Here is a 21,679-nt window from a genome sequence, read left to right as displayed (position 1 = left end):
ACGTACTTTCGGAACGGGAATCCATGACTGCGCTATAGGCAGTATTGATTACCGTAACCTTGACTAGGGAGGAGGCTCGCGAGATGGAAAGGCTGAAGGAGCGAAGTGGCGCATACCAGTTCGTAGGAACCATGAAGAGTGACTCGCTAGACTGATGCCATTGCTCCGCAGTTGTGTCTGCCGTGGCTGCTTCAAGGTATCCGTCCGGCTAAGTCATCTACCCAGCTCCGCAAAGCCAAGACATGGTGTGCGCTTAAGCGTATATCTGATTAAGCCAGTAGATTCGCAACTCGCCTTCGCACGGCTATAGTGCCGACCAAAACCCAAACTCATTGCGAGGTGGCAGCCAAAACAATGGCCTAGTAGTGAGCAACGGTGCCAATACAGAGCTCCATCAGGGGGAACGGAATGAAAGGAATGCTCTATTGCACTAAATGTGGGACGGCAAACGCCACTGACTCCAATTTCTGCTACAAGTGCGGCCAGTCGATCAGTAAGGAGCACGTTAGGGAGGGTAGTGGTGACGAATGGATCCTGCCTAAAGAGCAAGCAACTGCTGTAGAACAGCAGGATTCCGATGACCACCCGGCGCCAACAAAAGTGGCACAGCCCAAGTTATCCAATTTCATCGCAAAACACTGGCGTGGAGAATACTCACTTGGGGTGTCCTACTGGCTATTCGGCTTAGTGGTTACGCTTTTGTTGACCGCTATAAGCAGCCTCAGCGATGTTCTAAATGTGGGCGATCAGATGCAAGGTGCAGCGATTCTTACTTTGTACATCTTTGTCTTGGCAGTCTCGGTATGGCAAATAGTTGGGATCACCCGATCGGCATCTGCTCACACTTCTCGAGGCGGAAAGCAAATTTGGGCGACCGCAGCCAATTTGATGATTTTTATCGGTGCGATCCGCTTGCTGCACAGCTTCGCTGTAGATGGCATTCCGCTGATCCGAGAAAGTATCGATATGGTGCGTGGCGTTGATGACATCCCCGCGTATTCGCTTCGTTTCATGCGCAACAATACTGAATTGGAGCTGGCTGGAGGTATTCCCTTTGGTACTACGGATGCCGTCCGGGCCTTACTTGACTCTGCCCCGACTGTCCGTGTGATTCACCTCAATAGCGTAGGTGGTCGCATCGCCGAAGCAAATAAGCTAGCAAGCTTGATTTCACAACGTAAGCTAATTACCTATACCCCCACCAGCTGCTCCAGCGCCTGCGCACTCGCCTTCCTTGCTGGCCAGGAGCGATATATCGGAGAGCAAGGTCGTATTGGCTTTCACAGTGCCTCTCTGGGCGGATCCACCGGAAGCAATGAACTAAACGTCAACGCCAGCTTCAGGGACGCGCTCCATCGCGTCGGCGCCTCACAGCAGTTTGTGGCAAAGGCCACCACTACTAACCCTCAGGACATGTGGTTCCCTACCAAGGATGAACTGAAGCAGCAGAAAATCATCACCTCGGTGGTGGATTCACGCTACTTCGGTCTATCAGGTATCACTGAATGGCGTGATATCCATTCGATCGAAGAGACATTGTTGAAGGTACCCTTTTATGCGGCGCTATCGACATACGACGTGGACAACTACATAAAGCTGAGGAAGCTCATGATCGACGGAGTGCAGAGCGGGCATTCAGTGATTGAGATTCGAGCGAATATTCAGAAGTTGATTGCCGATTCGATGATGCCAAACTACCTGCAGCGTGCACCCGATCAGGCCCTTATCCGATACTGGCGCTCTCAGATCGCCGAGATGAAATTCTATGGCAGGACAAATCCTGGCTATTGCGTAAGTTTCATGGGGCTAGATAACAAAACATCCGTATTGGAAATAGCTGCCAAGCTACCGAAAGACCTGGCTGACGAAGATCTCGCCGCCTTGACAGAGGTCGTCAAGCAAACGGCAACGAATCCGGTCAAGGGAACATCGTTCAAGAGTTATGAGAAAGACTTCAAGGGAGTGATGCTTACGATGATGGCCAATAATCGGCGTTCAGTCGAAGTCATCGCGAGCCCGGAAAAGTTCTTGAATGAACCAACCACTCTTTGTAACGGCATGATCCTGATGTATGACACGATTTTGTCGTTGCCTGATACGAAGAAAGCGGCGGGGATGTTGCGGAGCATGGCTCAGGAAGCAAAGCTTTAATTGTCTAGGCAGAAGCTTTAGGCGTGAGCTAGAAAGCTACAGGCTTATTCCTAGGTCTGGGCCAGTGGCAACCATCGGTGCTCGTCCTCAAATCTTCACATGATGTGCCTTGGGCGAGTCACTCCGCAGTTGTGACTGCCATGAATGATTCAAGGAAGCGCATAGCGGCGGTCTCAATTCACCTCGGCCTTACCAAGCTGTCCGCTATCCCAGGCTTCAGTGAGCACGTCTATTCGATCCGCGATTTGAGGTTTTTTGATAGGACTAGGCAGCGCGTGTTGCCGACAAATTCCTCAATCAAATACAGCGAGTCGCCAACATCAAGCTCCAACTCCTGCAGCGCCTCATCGGGAATTCGAATCGCTCCGTCACCGTCCCATTCTTCGATAATGATTTTCATAGGTGGCTTCCTCACGGGTGGTCTCCATTGCCTTTGGATCGGCAGGCCATTCAATGCCCTTAGAAGCTCGGCGACACCTTTTACAAATCCGGATAATCATCAAGCTTAAGGCTAGGAGCGCCTCCGTCCTCCGGTTCGCGCTTAGGCGTATGTATCACTCCAGCTTCGGCGTCTGCACGCATCTGCTCGAGCTCTTTGTGAAATGCCTTGTCCTGAACCGTGGGTTTGCTGGTGTACGGTTTTCGGTCTGGCACAGGCTGGGCCGCATAGGTCGTTACCGCGTCTGGATCGTGCTGCAGCTTTTCTTGAACTTGCGATTCCAGCAGTGCACGGAGCGCGTCTTTGTCGGGACGGTTCAGCAATTTGTTACTCCTATTCGGAAGCCAGGCACTAGCTACTCGATTGGTACATTGAGCAATTAGTAAGGGCAGGGCCGCTCATATTTGTGGTTGCATCGCAGATTGGCAGTTACCCGGATTCCAGGTTAAAAATCCTGGTAAGCCTACCAAGTCTTGGAGGCAATCGTCTGTGATGAAAATGATGTCATAGCTACAGTCTTGGATGCAGCTTTCGAGATGACTAAACAGGCCAAACATTCTCCTGCCGTTTTGCATGCATGCTCAGAGCCCAGCGAGCAATCGCTCAAGCTGTTCTCGCTCCCTGGCGCTCGATAGCTCGACAGGATCAGCTCCTTCGCGCTGCCAGCGTTCAAGCGTACCGACTCGTCCATCAGGCGACCTGCAGTACTCGCAGTAGTCCAGGGTGTCACAGTCATTGAATAGGGTGAGTACCCAGCCATCTGTACTCACGGGCATGAGGCCATGATAGATCTCGCTCCAAGACTGGATGGAGCCTCGCGTCATGATGCGTTCGCCGAGCGCGACGTCCGTCAGTACTTGGCAGACCTCGAGGGCGGTGAGAGGGGAGGTTGTGTTCAAATCATTCTACGCTCGAGTCATCGCTTGCCCGGCTAAGCGGTGGTGTGCAGTGAATGGAGAGATCGCTCCTTCGGGCCAATAGGCCCGGCTCCCTTAATCAGCCGAGTATCTCCTTGATGATAGATGCAACGTTGTTGGCATCGTCGATTCCTCGGTGAAATGTACCCTGCCAAACTAGGCCCATGGCCTCTACCGTTTGCTTAAGACCCTTCTGTTGGATGTCGTATAGGCCTTTATGCCATTTCCTCACGTTGAAGTGCTGCAGGCCGGCGAGCAGAGAGGGGCACGCAGCAAACCCAGCGTCTCGTTCAAGCTGCCTTGCATCATAGTCACCCCACGATGCCCAAGCAGCGTTTGGATAAGGGGGCGATCATCGGCTTGAATCCATTTCTGAACCTACCATGCACGAGTTGCATCAAGTTCTTTCTGATCGATAGTCTGTAACGGTGTACTGTGATTGCTGATTGTTTGGACGGATATGTCTATGTATCAGGTGCTTGGTATTCAAAAATGTCTCGGTTACTTCGCCCTTCTGTGCTTTATCGTGTTCGGAGCTCTGAGCTTTTGGCGCTTGCCTGAGGTGTTTAGTGATTTCGCGGCTTTTTGGTCTGTGGCCAAAGTGGCGATGGTTGTTTCGACGGTTTTCCTACTTAGCGTAGGCCAGACGCCTTTGTTTCCCTGGATCTGCAAGCTACCCCTAGTGAGAAATTTTTTCCCTCCCATTGATGGCGACTGGCAGGTGACCATCAGGTCGAACTGGAACCTGGTCAGGCAGTTAACTGGGCAGCCGTCTGGCGATACGCTGTTTACCAAGCAGGGTAAAATAACCATTACTTCCCGTCTGTTCAGCGTGCGGATGAAGTTTCAGTCTGATGATAAGTATTCAAAGTCGAGCACTACGATCGTAGGTGTACGGCGCGATCCAGAGCATGGAACCATTGAGCTGAACTACTCCTACCATAACGTGACCCGCAATCCGGAGTTAACGGATAGCGGCTGTCATTATGGCTCTGCGCGAGTGGAAGTTCACGATGAGAAGGGGGGCGTGATTCTTGATGGGGAATACTGGACAAATCGAAATTGGAACAAGGGCTTGAACACAGCGGGTATGATTTTTTTTGAAAGGCTGAAGTGAATTTGTCGCCACCTTTGCGCGGCCTCAGCGCTGTCGTCAGGGACAAATCGGAAAATCAACTCATCGTCTTCGAATGCCTTCCGAATCAGTTTTCGGTATTCAGCACGCTCGAATGGCGCGTGTTTCACGGAGTGGAAATTCCCATAGATTGAGCAGAATTACCTGCCGTTTCGCGGGTCTCGACACTGCGCCTGAAGCGTTGGCCTCAGGTGACGCTTCCAACCCATTTCCTTTTCACTTTGTGCTCAAAAAACTGATGATGGCTTTGCAGTTGGTGCACTGCATATTGTGTGTTTTTGTGTTTATTATACGTATATTGCACTACATGTAGGGTTGTGCCAGTATTGGATCCAGCTGTGCCCGCTGCGTTGAAGGTTTGCGTTTATTCAAAAAACTTTGCTGGTTTTTGTGTCAGCACTGAAGGGGCTGGTTCTTGGGGGAGTGGTACACACTCGCAAGAATTCGCCTGAAGACAGGTACGTTGCTCACAAGCCATCGATCGGAGATGTCTCATGCTCAACCTGAGTCCCTTGCTGTACACAACCAAAGACCGGCCTGATGAGTTCGGAACCTTTGCTGATCACCCGACGTTCCTGAAGTCCATGGATCTCACGACTGATGAGAAACAAAAGATCGACGCTGCTCGAAAGGACATTCGTCAGTCGCTGCGTGATGGCTTGTCTCAAGCTTTACGGGAAAAGGGTTACGAAGGTGAGACGTGCGACCCCAAGTTCTACATTCAAGGCTCCTGGGCCTACAAGACGCTGAACCGCCCGTGTCAGACACCGCCGCAACAGTCCGACGTCGATGACGGGGTGTACCTCCCCCTGAGCATCATGAAGGAGGAAGAGAAACCTCACCTGGCGATCGGTGACTTTTTCGATGCGGTGCACGAAGTGCTCAAGCCGCTGTGTGACGCAAACGGTTGGACTTTAGAGCGCAAGCCCAACTGCATGCGGGTCGTGATCGCAACTTACGCGCACATCGACCTGCCGCTTTACGCGATCCCCGATGTTCAATACAAGCTCCTGAAGGCGGGTATGGAGGAGCGGGGCATTCCAACCATGGACGGTATCATTGCCAATGCCGCCACTCAGAGTTGGAAAAAGCTCCCGTCCGACAAGATATTGCTCGCTTGTGATCGTGGGTGGATTAAGTCTGATCCCCTGCAGATGAAGGAGTGGTTTGAGCTGGAGGTACAGGACAAGGGCGAGCAGTTGCGCCGTGTGATCCGCTACATCAAGGGATTCCGTGATCAGCAGTGGGATGAGAGAGGGCCTAGCTCGATCCTGTTGATGGCAGCGGCATGCCCACTCTTCGAATTCGAGAGCAAGCGTGATGATGAAGCACTGCTCAACGTCGTGAGAGGCATCCCAAAGGCCCTGCGAGAGGGTGTTCTGAGCCCGATCGATTCTAAGGTTTACCTCACTGCCGCGCTGACCGAGGATGAAATCGATTCGGCGGCGGAGAAGTTTGAAACGTTCGCGAGGTATTTGGACGCTGCGATCAACGCGAGTGATGAGGCAAAGTCGTCAGCATGTCGCTGGATGCGGGAGATGTTGGGTGATCGCTTCCCCAACCGGCCAGACTTGATAGATGTCACGTCTAAGGCTGCGCTGCCAGCAGCGATGGCGGCTATTGAGCCTCAGCCCGGGGAGATGGAGATCCTGGATCGTTCTAAGTCGGGGTGATGGTCATTGGTGATTCCTCAGCTTCTGCAAGCACTCAAGCCCCTCGGTTGGCGCCGCCAAGAGTCCCAGGGGCTTTCGGAGTTCCTGGCACTAGAAGGCGCCCTGCAAACCCGCTTTGGTTCGGTGCCGTGCGAGGTATTCATTGATCGCGAGCTTCGTTCGTTCCCAGCGATTGTTCTTCAGCAACCCTTCCCCGAGCGATTGCTTCCCTTTGCACCGCATGTTGGGCCCGATGGTTCTCTCTGCTATTTGGCGCAGGGAACGGTAGTGTTTGACATCTACAAACCTGTAAGTCAAACGATCGCGGCATTGAGGCGGGCGGCGACCGTACTTGACCAAATCATGGCGAAGGAGCGCGTGGACGATTTGGAGGAAGAGTTTTTCGCCTTCTGGCCAGGCGTATATGCCTTCACTGACATAGAGAGACCTGAGTCGGGCGAAGTGGCTGTATTGAGTCTGGATAAAGGACAGGGGCTTGTTTTCACCGATGATATGGCGCGAGCGAAATCAAAGTTCGCCCTTCGAGCAAATTGCGTCGATACGCTCTTTGGTTTCTCGGCGAAAATAACGACAAAAACTCCTCCCCGTCCTTTGCTGGGTGCTTGGCCGCCAAAAACAGTCGGTGAGCTTCTGGATTGGCAATCGAAGCTGGATCCTCAATGTCGTCGTAAGATTCTGGCTTGGATCGTAAAAGCCTACCGTGCGGGTAAGCATGGCGTCGTCGTTGTTATTGATGCACCCACGATGCAGTACGGATTCTTCGTGGACGATCTCCAGACGTACAAGCGCACATCCAAAGCGGATCAGCGCACTCCAATCTTTGGAGCACCGATAGAGTTGATGCAGGTGGTCAGGATGGACGATCAATACTTAGTAGGGCGTAACATTCCTGGGCAGACAACGCTCGCGGGCAAGAGGATTGCCTTGGTTGGTTGCGGAACGATTGGCGGCTTCCTGGGTGACTTACTGGTTAAGGCGGGGGCGGGCACAGGAGGTGGAGAGCTGCAACTGATCGACAATCAGTATCTATCTCCTGGGAATATCGGGCGTCACCGCCTAGGCATCAATCGCTTGGAGATCAACAAAGCAATAGGGTTGGTCGCAGAGCTGAAGGTCACAATGCCTTCGGCAAACGTCAAGGCACTTCCCCACGACGCCTTTTCGGTCAACCTTGCAGGGGTTGACCTGATCATTGATGCAACCGGGGAGCAGGGCTTCGGGAGCTGGCTGGCGGGTTTTCAAGCCGGCGGTAGCCTTTCCAATGGTGAGCTGCAGACTACGCTGCTTCATGTCTGGATTGAAGGTGCTGGAGAGGCTGTGCGGACGCTTCTTAAGCAGCATCGGACTGAGGGCTGTTACCGCTGCTTATGCGATTACGAAGCGGAGCAGCAGTTCCTCTCAGTAGTCGGAGGTGTACGACCGATCCTCGCAGGAGGTGGCTGCGAGGGACAGTACGTGGCGTACTCGGCGTCAGTATCTGTCCAGGCGGCAGCATTAGGTTTGGATACCGCATTGGCTTGGGTCGGGAGTACGCCGTGGCCTTCGTTGTCCACTCGTGTTCTCAGTCGGGTGCATGATCCCTCTACAGGGGATGTCACCATCCTTGCGCGACCAGGATGTCCCGCATGCAATTCTTAAATACCTGGAAGGATCCCGGCAGCGAACGACTCGTGTACTTCTCTGCGCGGGTGATCGAAGTCTTTGAGCGCTACATCCAGGGCGAGAACGATGCGGAGGCGGGCGGCATATTGTTGGGGCATGTTCGTGGTATCCATCTGGAAGTTCTCGAGGCCACGGCGCCCACCCGAAAGGATCGTCGACTCAAGTATTTTTTCGAGCGATTGGTCGAGGGCCATAAAGGCATTGCTGAGCGCCGATGGCGTGAGAGCAATGGGTTGGTCAGGTATCTCGGGGAATGGCATACGCACCCTGAAGATCATCCCACGCCGTCTGGCCTGGATATCAGTGAGTGGCAAAAGCTTGCGTCTGCTCGAAGAGATGGGCGGTCTATGTTGGCCGTCATTGTTGGGAGACGAGACTTACGTGTTGAGTACTCGTCATCGAATGGCGCTAGGCTCCGCTTGTACCCTTCCCCCAGTGGGCAGTAGATGATAAGTGATAACTTGAATTTGAACTCGGAATTGATGTTCTAACCGTTACCATCGCTTACGACATCAACGCTAATATCATTCGTAAATAGTTGCCGTGATACCTGTGTGCGTCAGTCGCTGGATTGCCTGCTTACATACCTTTGTAGGCTTCGCTTATTCGAGACATCTCCGCCGATCGCTCAGCATGCTGAAACAGTAGCCAGATAGGGAGTCGCATCTTCGGGCACCTGGGCCCGGCTCAGACTCTCAGTTGAGCATTTCCTTGACGATGGACGACACATTCCTAGCGTCATCGATCCCTCGATGATAGGTACCCAGCCAAACCAACCCCTTCGACTCTACCGTTTGCTTAAGTTATTTAGATCGATCGTCATATAAGTCGGCATGCCATTTCCTAGCATTGAAATGCGGCAGGCCTTCGAGCATGGAAGGGCACCCTGCAAAACCAGCATCGCGCTCAAGCTGTTTCGCATCATTGTCACCCCATGACGCTCAGGCTGGGTTGGCATAACGCGAAGCAAACGTTCGTAGCTCCTCGGCAACCTGTTGATAGGTTAGAAAAGACGGTCTGTGGAAACGTGGCCGCTGAAAGTGCGACCAGATCTGACTCAATGCTGTGCCTGGTGCTGGTTTCCGTTGGGTGACCGGAGCCAAGTTAAGCCTTCGTGAGCGAGCGGGAACCCCATCTAGGCCTAGCCATCCGGTTGTGTCATTGTGCCGCTATTGCCTGATCAGCCGTTGCAGATTTTTTTCAGTGTGCAGAAGGCTTGGGAGTTATACATGGATATACCAATCCCCTTTAATTTTGTCGGTAAAATTGCTTCCTGGGTTTGGCAACGGGTTACCAAGGTCTTATTGCAGAAGTGCTACATTGACTCTCATGAACGGTGGAGTTCCAACCACAGGCTAGGGTCACGTTGGGAGTCATTGGGAGAGCATTTGGAATACTCATTGAGGCTAGCACAGCCAACCGACCCTAAGCCGCAGATTGGAAAGGTTGCTTTGAGGTCAACTGGTGAGACTCTATTAAATGTTGATGTTTTCTTCGAGGCATACGGGGTTGGTGTCAAGTATCAGGAAAAAATATCGTTATGTAACATCGACCAAACACCAATGGTTTCCAATTTGACCAATATCCCACTTCAGCAATTTCTAAGCTCGCCTGGAGCGTGTATTAATTTTTCCGTCGAAGAAATTCGGTTTCGCCAGTGCATAGTAAAACTGGCTTCGGGTGAGGAATTAAAGCCGTTTGACTCGTTGCGCTCATTTCTGACTCATAACTGGATATTAAACGATGATTGGTCTTATCGCTGGGGCTACTGGTGGAATTGTAACGCTATAAAATTTGCAAAAAATGAACTGAGTGTTTACTGGCGTTGGTGCTTCGGACTGCCGAGAGTAAGAGTTTATTCTCCACTTGCGACAGCCTCATACCGTAAACCATTCACGCAATCCGTGCTCCAGGGTATAGGTTGGATTATGGGCTTAAGTCCTTTGGTGACTGCTCAGTTCTGGCTGGCCATCTGGTCTGGACTGTTCGTCATGGATGAAGACGACAGGCTGTGCTTCAGGTGGAAATCGAAGCTCAGGGGGAAAACGAAGGAATAAAGCCTGTCATGGACATGGACAATTGACAGCCCGCTCGGGTGCGGGGAAGGGGGGGAGTCTGCGCATGCAATGGGTGATACGAGGCTACTCCTTTCCACTCCTCAGCGGTACGACGCTCTTTCATGCGTGAGCGAGCCTCATAAAAGACAGGACAACCGTTGGCTGAGGGTATGATTCTATGATCCCTCTGTATTCGACTATAAAGCCCAGACCGGAGCTCTGACTGCCGGAAAGCTCAAGTGACCACTGCTGTCGCTCCTTAGTCGGGCTGTACCTAACGCACGCGTGTCTGAGACATTCCAGCCGATCGCTGAGCATGCTGAGACAGTAGTCATATAGGAGATCGATTCTTCGGGCACCTGGGCCCGGCTCATGCTTTCAGGCGAGCATTTCTTTGATGATGGAAGCCACATTTCTGGCATCGTCTATACCCCGGTGATAGGTACCCTGCCAAACCAAGCCCAGCGACTCAACTGTTTGCTTAAGTGATTTGGGTCGATCGTCATATAAGCGCGCATGCCATTTCCTGGCATTGAAATGTGGCACGCCCTCGAGCAGGGAAGGGCAGTTAGCAAAGCCAGCATCGCGCTGAAGCTGTCTTGCATCATAGTCACCCCATGACGCCCAAGCCGCATCCGGATAGGCCGCAGCAAACCTTCGTAGATCTTCTCCAACTTCTTGATAGGTTAGAGCAACGTCCACGTCCGCCTGTTGTATGGATGTGAGCCTTTTGCAGAAGTCGGTGAGGATAGGATTGATCTGCGGTCGAACGAAACGCTGGAATTCATCGACGATCTCAAGCGTTTCCAGATCGATTACCACTAGGCCAATCTCAATCGTTTCCATCTGAGCTGGGAGAACTGCAAGCGGTCTTGGTGATTCCGACTCACCTACCTCATCACAGGTTGCCTCAAGGTCTACGCAATAAAGGTAGCGGTATGGCGCGAGGAGGTTGTTGATGGCTTGGAGATGAAGAAGCCTTGCTTCAATGCTCATGGCATGGCTGACCTAGTTTTGATCTGTTCAGGTTACACCGAGCCATCTGCCCGATACTGCATTGGAGGCAGGAGCAAAAAACTACAGACCAGTGGGCAATACTCCTAAATTCGGATGGCTGCAGATGCCGACTCTTGAGTGCGGTTTAGGTATCTTCTGCGATACGTGGGAACGCAGGGTTTCAAGGCGGTCATGCGATGCAGCTGTCCTTATCGACCGAATCTGGCGCTAGCATGGAAGCCTATGGTTGGAGGGGAGCTTCGTAGCCGACGTAGAAGGTATGAATATCAGCAATGACGCATGCCTCGGGTTATTATTACTGAATACGGTTGATCAGCGGGGGCGGAATCGTCCTCGAGCAGCGAAAATTCAAGGTAGAAACCAATATGTCGATAAACTTCCCTGTTCAGGTAACGGAGGCCGAGAAGGCTCTAGGCGAAGAGTACCTTGGCGTAGAGGAAGAAAAAGAGTCTGAAGATAGTGAAATGCTGTCTGAATCGCTTAATCCTTTTGATCCATCCAAAATTAAAGTTTCAACAGAGAAAAAAACAATTCATTTGTTAATGAGTCGAATTGCTCATGGTGAAGTCGATCTCGCTCCTGAATTTCAACGAAGGGCACGCTTATGGCCGATTAAGCGCAAAAGTCAGTTGATTGAATCTTTGCTTTTAAGAATACCTTTGCCGGTATTCTACGTCGCGGCGAATTTTGATGATGATTGGGTAGTTGTCGATGGTTTGCAGCGGATAACAACTATTTATGACTACCTTTCGGGAGAGTTTTCTCTCAAGGGAATGGAATACCTTCAACAACTCGAGGGTATGAAATTCAGTGAGCTTGATAGGTCTATGCAGCGCAGGATCTCGGAGACGGAGTTGATTTATAACGTCATTCAGCCCGGAACGCCGGATGAAGTGATGATGAATATTTTTAGGCGCATTAATACTGGCGGAATGCCGTTAAATGGCCAGGAAATTCGAAATGCTATAAATAAGGGCGCGGCAAGAGGATTTCTTGAGTCGCTTGCAAATAGTCCGGAATTTGCTGAGGCTACTGATCGAAGTGTCAAGGATTATCGTATGGATGCCCAAGAAATGGTACTCCGTTTCATGGCGTTCAGGTGTTTGGATTGGAGTGATTACAAATCTCTGGATTCTTTCTTGAATATAGCTATGAAAAAACTTTCGAGCATGACCGCAGGAGAGCTTGATGATCTGGCTACACTCTTTAAGAAAGCGATGGTTCGCTCAAGGCTTGTTTTTGGTGATGAGGCGTTTAGGAAACCTCGAATTCGCAAACGGAACCCGATAAGCAAGCCGCTGTTCGAAGGATGGAGTGTGCTTCTGTCATTATCTAGTGATGATGAATTTTCCGATATTCTCGCTAGAAAGGACAGTATCATACAAGCATTCAAATCTTCATTTGATACCGACCAAGAGTTTGTGAATTCCGTAACTTACTCAACTGGACTCAACTCTCGTGTTTATAAGCGGTTTGAGACTTTGTCTAGGATATTGCGTAATAAATGAGGGGGTGTTTATGATTTCAGAGATTGGGTTAATTAACTTCAAATGCTTCGGTAGGCAGAAGATACGCCTTGCGCCATTGACGCTCTTAACTGGGCTCAATGGTATGGGTAAAAGCAGTGTGATACAAAGTTTACTCGTTATCAGGCAGTCCTATGATGATGGTCTTTTAGGAGAGGGAAGGCTGGCAACTGCAGGAAGTTTAGTAGATCTTGGCTCCCCTCAAGATGTGCTTTATGAAAATGCAAAAAGCGAAAATATCGCAATAACGCTAAAATCATTTGAAGATAAAAGGAGTCTGGTTTTAAGGATGTCTGTTAGCGGGGAGGGTAATTCAGTTCGCGCAGATAAATATGAAGTTCGGAATATTGAGGCTTTCGGTTCAATAGTTTCATCTGAAATTTTTGGACGATTTTTAGATATGACGCTTCACGAGCGCTCGCAAAGCCTGATTTCCGAATTCCAATATCTACAAGCTGAGCGTAATGGGCCGAGAAAATATCTTCCAACAAAGCCCGATCATAAAGGGAAGTTTTCGCTGGGTGCAAAAGGTCAGTATGTTCTCCATTTTTTGTCGGTGTTTGGGCAAGCATTAAGTATAGCTGAGTCTGACCCGCGCTGGACGGAAGCTGATGGTAATCGTCTCATCGATCAAGTCACGGTATGGCTCGATAAAATAAGCCCAGGAGTCAATTTAAGCGTGGAAACAGTGTCCGAAGCCGATTTGGTTGTCGGAGGTTTCAGCTTTGGGGAGGATGGATCCCTTAGGTCTCGGCGTTTCAGGGCGACTAACGTGGGCTTTGGTATCAGTTATGTGTTGCCAGTTCTGGTGGCAATACTGGCAGCTCCTTCTGGTGGAATAGTAATACTTGAGAATCCTGAGGCGCACTTGCACCCTGCTGGTCAAGCTAAGCTTGGCGAGCTTTGCGCAAGAGCCGCTGCTGCAGGGGTACAAGTGATAATTGAAAGTCACTCTGATCATCTAATGGATGGGTTAAGAATAGCCGTTCGAGAAGATATTCTGTCGAACGAAGACTTATTGTTTCATTATTTTCGCCGTGAGGCAGGCGTCGCTCGGGTGATAACTCCGGATGTTAGTTCGGATGGTAAGCTTAGCGAATGGCCAGAAGGTTTTTTTGATCAGCATAGGAAAAATGCAGTTAGACTTCTCGCGCCAAAAGGATAGGCAATGAGCGATTTTGTTTTTAATGGTAGTTCTGTTGCTGAAGCTTTTAATGATTCCGATAACCTTACACATTTGCTAGTTGAAATGTTTAAAGGAATGGCGGCTCTCGAAGCTCAGCTTGCTCGTGCGCCTTCCTTCAGATGTGGTGAGTCACCTTGGAATATAATAATTTCTATCGCCGGCCAAGAAGTTAACTTGGGTGTGTTTATAGCTGAGCTTGGAGGGGGCGAGTATCGGGATGAGTCTGAGTACTTTCTCTCGCTTTCTGCAATGAGCCCTGAGTGGGAAGGGCTTGATGACGAAATGATAGAGCGTTATTTGAATATTACCGATATTTCTCCAGTTCAGGGGGCGGAGGGGAGTTTTGAAGTGATATCTAACGCGCTAAATGATGCTTGTCTTTGTGCGTTGGCTGATTTTATTTTAGTAAGTCTCTGTCGTAACGAAATGTTGAACTGTTCTCAGCTTAGTTTTCAAGCGGGCGGACTTGATTATCATTTTGATCACATAAGTCAGTTCCATCATGCAGCGGAAATAAGTGGCCGTAATTATCAAGTGGCATTTGGAGCGCTCAATGCTAGAAATTTTTGGAGTGAGAAGGAGCGGGTTTTCCCACAATTGCTCTTTGGAGCGGATGTTCATGCACAAATTTTTACTTTTGATACCACTGCGCTTGGACTGTTGTTTACCAGATTGGCGAGCTTAAATAGGGCTGCGATAGAGTGGGAGCAATCTACAACTGGGTTTCCTAATCATATTGTCAAGCCAAAAGGCGAGTCGAGACTGACAATGGATAGGTATACAGCTAATCGAACGTATAGAGGCTATGATGGCCAATCGCGTGTTTATGAAGAACATTTGTGGGTTGATTCCGGTAATAGGGTTCACATATATCGTCACGAAGCGACGCGAGCCATCGAGATAGGATATGTAGGCGTGCATTTACCGACTCATCGTTATTAAGTCAGAATAGATAAATATTGCGTTGGATAATAAGCCCGCCTTGTCAAGGTTAAGGGAGGGCTTCATCCTAGAAGGTTGATGAGGAGTGATCTGCTTAACCGAGCCTGAGTCAGCTCTAATCCATGAATAGCTTTATGCAGGTAGTACCGTTGAGGCATTTCCTCACGTTGAATGCTGCACGGCAGTTAGGAAGCGGTATGCAGCGGTTACGGCGGAGGTACTTAGTATCGGGGTTTAGAGCATCCAGGGTATCCATCCAGCTCTTCCAGCAAACCATCACTGTCGTGTGAAGGTCGACAGAGAGCAGAGAGCAGAGAGCAGAGAGTAGAGAGTAGAGAGTAGAGAGTAGATGCTCGAGCTGGTCACGCTTCCAGGCAATCAATAGGTCGACAGGGTGAGCTCCGTTGCGCTACGTGGAGGTATGAGGTGTCCTAAAGGCTAGGAGAGTCAAAGCTATCTTAGAAAGTCGTGATTTCGGGCCCTTAGGCCCGGCTTCAGGCGGTTTACTTGGAAATAGTAGTGGAGTCGTCGGAAGGCAGCCCGACCGAGGTGTCGATTGACGTCAGCATGGACAGAATACCGGTGCATCTTAGATTTACGCGCGGAAGCGATTGTACAGCTTTGCGTGCTGCCGCCTCATCACCTACGAGCAGCACCTGTTGTTGCGCTCTTGTGATCGCAGTGTAAATCAAGCTTCGATCCAAATATCGATTTCCAGTAATCGAGACAATCACTCGTGGCCATTGCGACCCCTGTGCTTTATGCACAGTGAGGGCGTAAGCCAAGTCCAAATCGCTGAGAAGATCCTCTATTACTGGTCGGCGAATACCGTCGTCCCAGTCAACCCATGCGATCGCGTAGCCGATGGTACGACCCTCATCGTCGCGAAGCGCGAGAGGAATGTGTTCAATTTGAGTGACCCGCCCAAGCGATCCATTTTGGAGGCCTATGTTCCACAGGTTGCGCACGCATACAACGGGGTCACCCAAGCGGAATTTGGTTTCAACCAGGCAATCGAATTCTTTGCTCCATACCATGAGCTTCGGTGCGTTTGGTGCGACGCTACACTGGCTAAGCTTGTTCAATGCGTGAACGCCTTCGTCCCCCTTCTTCCAGGGACTCAGAATCTGCGTGATGTCAGGGGCTTGCAGATATAACCTCAATACCTCGGAGGCTATTGTTTGCTTTTGGAATTCTTCGTTTTTGTAGATGGGTTCTTGGTTGCTGTGAGTAGGTATAAAGGGGGAAAGCTTATGCACAGGCAAAAAGGCTAGCGCCTGCGATTCGTCGGCGGACATTTCTGGCCATACACCGGCGCGGATTGAAGCCGCAGCGCGAGCGATAACGTCACCGTGGCGCTTCACAACTTTTAGTTCGGTGTTCGGAACCTGAGGTGCGTTGACCAGTGCATGTAAAACGAGGCCGGGCCCCACCGGCATGAGCTGATGTGGATCACCCACCATGAGTATTCGTGCATGCTCGGGAAGCAGGTGTGCGATACGGTACATTGTGATGATGTCCACCATGCTTGCTTCATCCAGAACCAGAACGCAGGGATCCTTCAGGTCGTCCACTTTGGTACGTAGCAGCAGGCTCGCGATTGTCGCTGCGGATCTGTCAGTTGCATCACGCATACGCTTTGCAGCGAGGCCTGCAACAGCGGCCTGGAAGATCCGCAAATGCATCTGGTCATAGACGCGGTAAAGCGCTTTCAACACGATAGTCTTGCCTGTCCCTGCGCCACCCGTAATCAGCGCAAAGGAATTGTTGGCAGCCATGTGGACAGCGTGGCGTTGCTCGTCGGTGACTCGCAGTTGCTCCTCAATTTCGAATCTGTTGATTATCTCGTCGATGGCAGCAGTGTCTATCTGCTGCTGTTGCTGGGGGGGATGTTGATCACGATCAAGGCGAGTTGAAAGTGCCTGGGAGACATCAGACTCCATCACGTACGCGCCGAGCTGGTGAAGCTGATCATCATCGCCAATCAGATAGCTTCCGTTATTGAGACCAGATTCTAATGCCTTGATTGCCAGCGGGCGCCATTGAAACTCGGGTGTCTGGTCACCCAGGATTGAGGCGAGCCGCGCCATCACCATCTGCCGGGTAGCGGCGGTGTGTCCATCAGCGAAGAGGCGATAGAGTGCTTCCTCGATTGCTCCCTGCAGCCGGCGCGGGTCGTCATCAGCCACTCCAAATTGAACTCTGGCGAACCTATCGGTGGTCTTCCAACTCGCCAGAAACGAGAGCAACCGGTAAGGGTCTTCTTCTATCAGATTCGACGTCTCGGCACCGAAATGTTCGATGACTTTTTTGCCGAGAGCAGCATTGAATCCGTGCTTGTACAGCCAGTGGAGAGTGGGAGTCTCTCGATAAGAGCACCAAGCCTCGACCAAAGTCTCAGCGCTTTCAGGGCTTACTCCTTGTACGGTCGCGAGTGCGTCGGTATCACCTCGATCGAGAATCTCTGAGAGCGTTTCTCCGAATGTCTCCCAGAGCCGCGTGGCTTTCGCATTGCCAATGCCAGTGAAACGTTCTCCCTCGGCAAGCAGCGTAATCATGTGACGCCCTATAGGCAGCGTCATCTGCAGATCTTCAGCGTCGATCTGTTGCTCGACGACCCTGAAGCCGTTAATTGTTCGGGTGTGGGGATTGGCTTCGCCGCTGACGTGCCACCATTGGCCCACCTCAACCGAGATGTCCCGTAGAAGTCTGCTTCGAGCGACAACCACGAATTGGTTCTGGGTTGGTGATGGGGTTCCGCGTTCATCGATCTCGATGCCGAAGAAGATGCATCCGCCATGCCCGAGAGGATTGTCGCTGCGAATGGAGAGCACGCGGATGAGTCGCTGGTTCTGATGCCGGCAGGGAATTTGATGACCGGTTGTTTGCTCGCCGGATGATTGTCCGTTCATCGCGGCATACGTCCGGTTGATGCTAGTGCCTGGTGCAGGGATTCGTACTTAGACAGCCTGCGTCGTAGTTCGGTGATCTCGGCTTTTTGATTGGCGTTCTCTGACTGCAACCGGTGTAGCAGCTCAGACTCTCGGCCCTCGATAGCAGTATGTTCCGTTTTGTTCTGATCGGTCGCGCTCATTTCACTTCTACATGTTCCTGCTGCTCCTTTTACTTCCGCGTGGGCAAGGGGAGAGAGCGGGGGAAGTACAGCTCGAGCGCGCAGTTGCTCTTCAAGGGTGTGCAAGGAGTTCTTGATGCGTGGATTCTGGTTCAGGGCTGACTTGGCAAAGCCGCATTCACGGGCGATCTCAGTTCTTGAAAGCACGCCCCGGGCGATAATCTTTCGGAAGTCTGTGTCGCTCTTGCTTGCGACCCAACCGATGAAAATAGCGAGATTTTGTTCTGCAAGCTGCTTGCCGTTCGCCATGTTCGTCTCCGGAAAACTGAAAGCGGTGAACTGAAAGCTAGTGCAAATTTGCACAGATGAAGTCGCTACCCCTCATCTTTATCATTATCAGCGCTGACCAATATCCGAAGCGCTGTGACATGCTGCTTCTCCAGCAGAATGTTATTGGTGGTTTTTTGCCTCAGTCGCTCTCTCTCGAGGCTCATACCACAGTCCGCCAAAAGCTTTGGATTCAGCAGCCTGCATACAGCCTCTCTCAATGTCGGTGAAATCTCAGGTTTTGCCTGAGCCGGAGGGGCGGATATTGCGACACCACCAAATCCAACGCGGAGGAAATCATCAACAGGTACTCCTGGGATACTGCGCAGCCCTTCCATGATGCGCGTCCGATCTGCGATAGCTTGGTCACGCTCCTCTTCAAGCATCGCGACGTAGGCTCGCAACGTTTCATTAGGAATTAGCATCTTCGGCTTATTCGCTTTTCGATCTCGCCTCAAAATCTGGGATGATTGTCTGAGCTCAAGGAGCTTTTTGAGAACAGGTGAGTTCCTAATGGACTGAGCCTTGGGGCCATCCCAGTCATGATCTGTACAGTAGCGCTCGACGGATCCCGCATTGATTTTCAGGCCTTGCTCTTCAAGGTAGTCGCAAGCCTTTTTTATTCGCTCGAGAGATTGTTGCTGCCTGGGGTTCGTCGAGCTCTGCATCAACTCTTGGCAGACCTTAGCCACCGCTTCACTCTGGCTCATCCAAAGAGCTCCTCTTCATCGTCATTCTTTACGCTACCTTGGAAGTCTTGAGGCATAATGAGCGACGCCAAGCGACTCATTTCTCCCGGCTTGTTCAACGCCTCCCTATTAGCACTGTTTTCCAGCAATCTAAATGCACTCTCCAGATTTGGATATCTGTCCAAAGGAAGAGTCCCGTTTAAAACCTCGTCCAGTTCCTGAGTACTCACTTGCTGGAGTATTAGCGCGGATAACATATTTGCTGCTTCATGCGCCTGCTCGGTCGTTAATGTCAGTAAGAATGGCTTCATCCCGTTCGCCACCATCATCTTGGATAGAATGGTATTTTTCTCCAGTTCGGCCTCCCGATTGGTGAAACCAGTGGTGAATATGCTCATCTGAGTAATTTGGTCGAGAAGCGCAAACTCATGAGCTTGCTCGAGTGTCAGCTTAAGCTCGTGAGCTGGACTGGAGGTCAAAATAGGTACTGGCAGCGCGGCGTCGGTTGTAATGATCCGCTTCTTCGTAGCCAGGTAATCGTCCATAAGTACGATGGAATGCTCTGCGTATCTGTATCTAGCTGCCCATTCATTTATATCAATGTCCAACTCGCGATTGAGCAGATCTATTCGATCACGAATTTCTCGTGCTTTACGGGTGTTGCCCTCATCCTCGGCATCGAGGCATGCATCGTTTAGTGCGGCTATTTCGAGTCCTTTTCTTCGGATGGTGAACGCCAAGTTATTAACCGCTGTCACTTGGCCGAGGAGGTGAGCAGGCCCGGTCAGCCAGAAGCGACATAAACCACAGCGCTTGCCGCCGGGTACTGGGCCATACTTGTCTTGTGAAATGCTTTCGAGTGCGCCGCCATTGCTGCAGGAAGTCCCAGGGCAGATACCATCAGAGGTTATGGTCATAATGCCATCTCTCTCTCTGAGCGCTGTAAGCCCTGCGCTGCCCCCAGCCCCCTCCTGCCCAAGGAGAAATGGTGCGAACTCGTCAAGTGACTCGAGAAATACCTCCGACCCTATAAAATCGATATCACTTTTCATTCGCTCATAGGCATCCTCCATAAATTGACGAAGTTTCGCTGGAGAATATTTCAAGTAGTGAAGCAGCATAACTAAAGTGTGATGGCCGGTTACAAATTGCTGTACCACTTCGAGTGGCACTCCCGCCTCTATAAGATTCGTGACACCACTTACCCGTAATGAATGTAAGTCTACCGCCCATTTGGGACTGCCCTTACTGGGAAAGGTAACAAGTTTTAGCGATTGGCCATACTTTCGCTTAATATTTTTTTGGGTCTGTTCTAGAACCGCTGTGTAAAATCGTGCTAAGCGGGAATATTCTATTGGACGATTTTGGTCTGCCGAGTTTGGGTCGCGGAAAAGTGGGCAGATGGTCGGGCGATGAACTCCAATTGGGCGTTCACGTTCTCTCGAGTCCTGTTGATAATGGGCATAAGAAAGAGGCTCACGAAGTGGGGGGAGATAATTATTTTGCCACTCACTTTGATGTTGCAATAAGCTGGCAAGGGATTGGGAGACGTATGGGATAGCGTATCCAATTATCTTGCTATCATAAGATGCTGTTTTGTTGGTGTTCACCCATAAAGCCAGCCAAGTATCTGCCCTCAAGCTATCATGTTCGAGTTTTAAGGCACCTTCTCTACGACCGGGGATTGCGAATTCACAAGCATTTAGTACAAGGTTTTGCCCGTTATACACGAATTCGTCAAGCTGCCCTGAGTCCAGCCATCGGGCTTGGTGGCTTCTGATTGGCGTGTCTACCAAAGTGTAAAGACAAATAGGAAGCCCAGGGTCGAAAACTTTTACGCTAAGCCCAGTACGCTGATCCCTCACTTGTACCATTGATCTGAAATAAGTTTTTGGAAACGCAAAATCATCCTCAATCAGTACCGACTTGATTTCATTGATAATGTATGGGGGTAAAGAGTCTCTGTATGTTTTAGATGCTGTCGCCTCACTACCAAATCTATCAGAATCGTTCAGAGGATCCGGAAAATTATTATCCGTCTCCATGTCGTTGGCAATGAGATAGTCACGAAGCCAATCAAAAAATTTACGCATCGTGGCAATGTTGTCGTTTCTTCTCCTCTTGCTTGTGATAGTGTCAATCAAATACTGTCGGTATGTTTTATTGTTTATTCGCGTTACATCGCTAATGTGAGTCCGTCGATCAACAAGCCATGGCTTTAGGGGGGGCGAATCTAGCGTGCATAGAAAATCACCAAAAGTATTTATCCGATCTACAATGCTAGAGATTCTAGCAGTATCTCTAGACTGAATAAAAAGCGCGAATAATTCTGCCCAAATGCAAAGTTCTGGTCGTTTTGTCGCAAGCCATCGAAACTTCCCATCGACGCGCCTGTCCTCGTCAGCTACATCATTTCTCTTCGGTCTCTTCAGCTCAACACTATGTTCTGGGTTCATGTTATTCATTGTCTGTAGCAGCCACAAAGCTACAGATCGAGCCTTTCCACGAAACGTCGAAAAAGCAGAGTTTCTTGTTTCAGGAGGGTATTGAACCGCTATTTTAGCGATACAAATTTCTTCGAACCTCCTGATGAGTCCTTCAGAAAAGTCTTGATGAGTACGAACATCAGCTGTAGCAAAGAAGGTACAGGTGTGATGGAAGCCTTTATCCGTCCCTTTCCGTTTGGGAGTGGCATAGGTGGACAAAATTAGCGAGCTTCTTTTACCCCCAAAGGTAGGGTTGGTTAAGGTTTCAATTATATATTTGCCGCGCCAGTCGGTAATTGATTGTGGGAAAAGAAGCCAGTTTTTCGCCCAAAACATAGTGAGTAGCTCAAACTGACGGTCATAAGTTTTTAGTAAGTTTTCACCAGTCATTTCTGAAGC

The 21,679-nt window shown here is 50.5% G+C and carries 16 protein-coding genes and 1 pseudogene; 9 read left to right on the top strand and 8 right to left on the bottom strand.

Annotation, left to right across the window (positions count from 1 at the left end):
* Window positions 1–408 precede the first annotated feature (408 nt).
* The gene (locus AC07W4_RS00745; RefSeq protein ID WP_495031157.1) at window positions 409–2,151 is read left to right on the top strand and encodes a zinc-ribbon domain-containing protein; all 1,743 of its coding nucleotides are present in this window, start codon (window positions 409–411) and stop codon (window positions 2,149–2,151) included.
* Window positions 2,152–2,324: 173 nt separating this feature from the next.
* Here the strand turns inward: AC07W4_RS00745 and AC07W4_RS00740 are convergent.
* The 3 genes and pseudogenes from AC07W4_RS00740 to AC07W4_RS00730 form a co-directional block, all read right to left on the bottom strand.
* A pseudogene (locus tag AC07W4_RS00740) lies at window positions 2,325–2,566 on the bottom strand (AbrB/MazE/SpoVT family DNA-binding domain-containing protein).
* Between the two features lie 65 nt (window positions 2,567–2,631).
* Complete coding sequence (locus tag AC07W4_RS00735) at window positions 2,632–2,913, bottom strand: hypothetical protein (protein WP_495031156.1); 282 nt, start codon at window positions 2,911–2,913, stop codon at window positions 2,632–2,634.
* 258 nt (window positions 2,914–3,171) lie between these two features.
* Window positions 3,172–3,489 (bottom strand): DUF7693 family protein, encoded by a 318-nt coding sequence (locus AC07W4_RS00730; protein WP_495031155.1) that lies wholly within the window; start codon window positions 3,487–3,489, stop codon window positions 3,172–3,174.
* A gap of 484 nt (window positions 3,490–3,973) precedes the next feature.
* Here AC07W4_RS00730 and AC07W4_RS00725 point away from each other — a divergent pair, with 484 nt between their 5' ends.
* The 5 genes from AC07W4_RS00725 (at window position 3,974) to AC07W4_RS00705 (ending at window position 10,034) form a co-directional block, all read left to right on the top strand.
* Window positions 3,974–4,624 (top strand): Cap15 family cyclic dinucleotide receptor domain-containing protein, encoded by a 651-nt coding sequence (locus tag AC07W4_RS00725; RefSeq protein ID WP_495031154.1) that lies wholly within the window; start codon window positions 3,974–3,976, stop codon window positions 4,622–4,624.
* Between the two features lie 512 nt (window positions 4,625–5,136).
* Window positions 5,137–6,315 (top strand): CBASS cGAMP synthase, encoded by a 1,179-nt coding sequence (locus tag AC07W4_RS00720; RefSeq protein WP_495031153.1) that lies wholly within the window; start codon window positions 5,137–5,139, stop codon window positions 6,313–6,315.
* 9 nt (window positions 6,316–6,324) lie between these two features.
* Complete coding sequence (locus AC07W4_RS00715) at window positions 6,325–7,953, top strand: ThiF family adenylyltransferase (RefSeq protein ID WP_495031294.1); 1,629 nt, start codon at window positions 6,325–6,327, stop codon at window positions 7,951–7,953.
* Window positions 7,932–8,423, top strand: a complete 492-nt coding sequence (locus tag AC07W4_RS00710) for a Mov34/MPN/PAD-1 family protein (protein ID WP_495031152.1) — start codon at window positions 7,932–7,934, stop codon at window positions 8,421–8,423. The genes AC07W4_RS00715 and AC07W4_RS00710 overlap by 22 nt, the downstream gene beginning before the upstream one ends.
* Before the next feature lie 783 nt (window positions 8,424–9,206).
* On the top strand, window positions 9,207–10,034 hold the full coding sequence (locus AC07W4_RS00705) for a hypothetical protein (RefSeq protein WP_495031151.1): 828 nt from the start codon (window positions 9,207–9,209) through the stop codon (window positions 10,032–10,034).
* 378 nt (window positions 10,035–10,412) lie between these two features.
* Here AC07W4_RS00705 and AC07W4_RS00700 read toward each other — a convergent pair whose 3' ends face one another.
* Complete coding sequence (locus AC07W4_RS00700) at window positions 10,413–11,030, bottom strand: 3'-5' exonuclease (protein ID WP_495031150.1); 618 nt, start codon at window positions 11,028–11,030, stop codon at window positions 10,413–10,415.
* A 386-nt stretch (window positions 11,031–11,416) separates the two neighbouring features.
* Between AC07W4_RS00700 and AC07W4_RS00695 the strand changes: the two genes are divergently transcribed.
* The 3 genes from AC07W4_RS00695 to AC07W4_RS00685 are packed head-to-tail and all read left to right on the top strand — an operon-like array spanning window position 11,417 to window position 14,705.
* Window positions 11,417–12,559: a DUF262 domain-containing protein gene (locus AC07W4_RS00695; protein WP_495031149.1), complete on the top strand. Its 1,143-nt coding sequence runs from the start codon at window positions 11,417–11,419 to the stop codon at window positions 12,557–12,559.
* Window positions 12,560–12,569: 10 nt separating this feature from the next.
* On the top strand, window positions 12,570–13,742 hold the full coding sequence (locus tag AC07W4_RS00690; protein ID WP_495031148.1) for a DUF3696 domain-containing protein: 1,173 nt from the start codon (window positions 12,570–12,572) through the stop codon (window positions 13,740–13,742).
* 3 nt (window positions 13,743–13,745) lie between these two features.
* Window positions 13,746–14,705, top strand: a complete 960-nt coding sequence (locus tag AC07W4_RS00685; RefSeq protein WP_495031147.1) for a hypothetical protein — start codon at window positions 13,746–13,748, stop codon at window positions 14,703–14,705.
* A gap of 503 nt (window positions 14,706–15,208) precedes the next feature.
* On the opposite strand, the gene AC07W4_RS00680 is transcribed toward AC07W4_RS00685, so the two are convergent.
* The 4 genes from AC07W4_RS00680 to AC07W4_RS00665 all read right to left on the bottom strand — a co-directional run bounded on the left by AC07W4_RS00680 (window position 15,209) and on the right by AC07W4_RS00665 (window position 21,670).
* The gene (locus tag AC07W4_RS00680) at window positions 15,209–17,617 is read right to left on the bottom strand and encodes an ATP-dependent DNA helicase (RefSeq protein ID WP_495031146.1); all 2,409 of its coding nucleotides are present in this window, start codon (window positions 17,615–17,617) and stop codon (window positions 15,209–15,211) included.
* Window positions 17,614–18,087 (bottom strand): VPA1267 family protein, encoded by a 474-nt coding sequence (locus tag AC07W4_RS00675; protein WP_495031145.1) that lies wholly within the window; start codon window positions 18,085–18,087, stop codon window positions 17,614–17,616. The genes AC07W4_RS00680 and AC07W4_RS00675 overlap by 4 nt, the downstream gene beginning before the upstream one ends.
* Window positions 18,088–18,152: 65 nt before the next feature.
* Window positions 18,153–18,815, bottom strand: coding sequence for a hypothetical protein (locus AC07W4_RS00670; RefSeq protein ID WP_495031144.1), 663 nt, complete (start codon window positions 18,813–18,815; stop codon window positions 18,153–18,155).
* Window positions 18,812–21,670 carry a VPA1269 family protein gene (locus AC07W4_RS00665; protein WP_495031143.1) on the bottom strand — a complete coding sequence of 953 codons (2,859 nt, stop codon included), beginning with the start codon at window positions 21,668–21,670 and terminating at the stop codon, window positions 18,812–18,814. Before AC07W4_RS00665 ends, AC07W4_RS00670 begins: the two co-directional genes overlap by 4 nt.
* Window positions 21,671–21,679 lie beyond the last annotated feature (9 nt).

Source organism: Pseudomonas sp. GW821-FHT02A08 (genome assembly GCF_059422045.1).
The sequence above is the reverse complement of the archived record's forward strand: the minus strand, read 5'-3'. Positions and strand labels throughout refer to the sequence as shown.

What these genes read in the sequence shown, in the direction of transcription:
- AC07W4_RS00745 (WP_495031157.1), top strand. Translation starts at nt 409, where the DNA reads ATGAAAGGAATGCTCTATTGCACTAAATGTGGGACGGCAAACGCCACT.
- AC07W4_RS00725 (WP_495031154.1), top strand. Translation starts at nt 3,974, where the DNA reads ATGTATCAGGTGCTTGGTATTCAAAAATGTCTCGGTTACTTCGCCCTT.
- AC07W4_RS00720 (WP_495031153.1), top strand. Translation starts at nt 5,137, where the DNA reads ATGCTCAACCTGAGTCCCTTGCTGTACACAACCAAAGACCGGCCTGAT.
- AC07W4_RS00710 (WP_495031152.1), top strand. Translation starts at nt 7,932, where the DNA reads ATGTCCCGCATGCAATTCTTAAATACCTGGAAGGATCCCGGCAGCGAA.
- AC07W4_RS00705 (WP_495031151.1), top strand. Translation starts at nt 9,207, where the DNA reads ATGGATATACCAATCCCCTTTAATTTTGTCGGTAAAATTGCTTCCTGG.
- AC07W4_RS00700 (WP_495031150.1), bottom strand. Translation starts at nt 11,030, where the DNA reads ATGAGCATTGAAGCAAGGCTTCTTCATCTCCAAGCCATCAACAACCTC.
- AC07W4_RS00695 (WP_495031149.1), top strand. Translation starts at nt 11,417, where the DNA reads ATGTCGATAAACTTCCCTGTTCAGGTAACGGAGGCCGAGAAGGCTCTA.
- AC07W4_RS00690 (WP_495031148.1), top strand. Translation starts at nt 12,570, where the DNA reads ATGATTTCAGAGATTGGGTTAATTAACTTCAAATGCTTCGGTAGGCAG.
- AC07W4_RS00685 (WP_495031147.1), top strand. Translation starts at nt 13,746, where the DNA reads ATGAGCGATTTTGTTTTTAATGGTAGTTCTGTTGCTGAAGCTTTTAAT.
- AC07W4_RS00680 (WP_495031146.1), bottom strand. Translation starts at nt 17,617, where the DNA reads ATGAACGGACAATCATCCGGCGAGCAAACAACCGGTCATCAAATTCCC.
- AC07W4_RS00675 (WP_495031145.1), bottom strand. Translation starts at nt 18,087, where the DNA reads ATGGCGAACGGCAAGCAGCTTGCAGAACAAAATCTCGCTATTTTCATC.
- AC07W4_RS00670 (WP_495031144.1), bottom strand. Translation starts at nt 18,815, where the DNA reads ATGAGCCAGAGTGAAGCGGTGGCTAAGGTCTGCCAAGAGTTGATGCAG.
- AC07W4_RS00665 (WP_495031143.1), bottom strand. Translation starts at nt 21,670, where the DNA reads ATGACTGGTGAAAACTTACTAAAAACTTATGACCGTCAGTTTGAGCTA.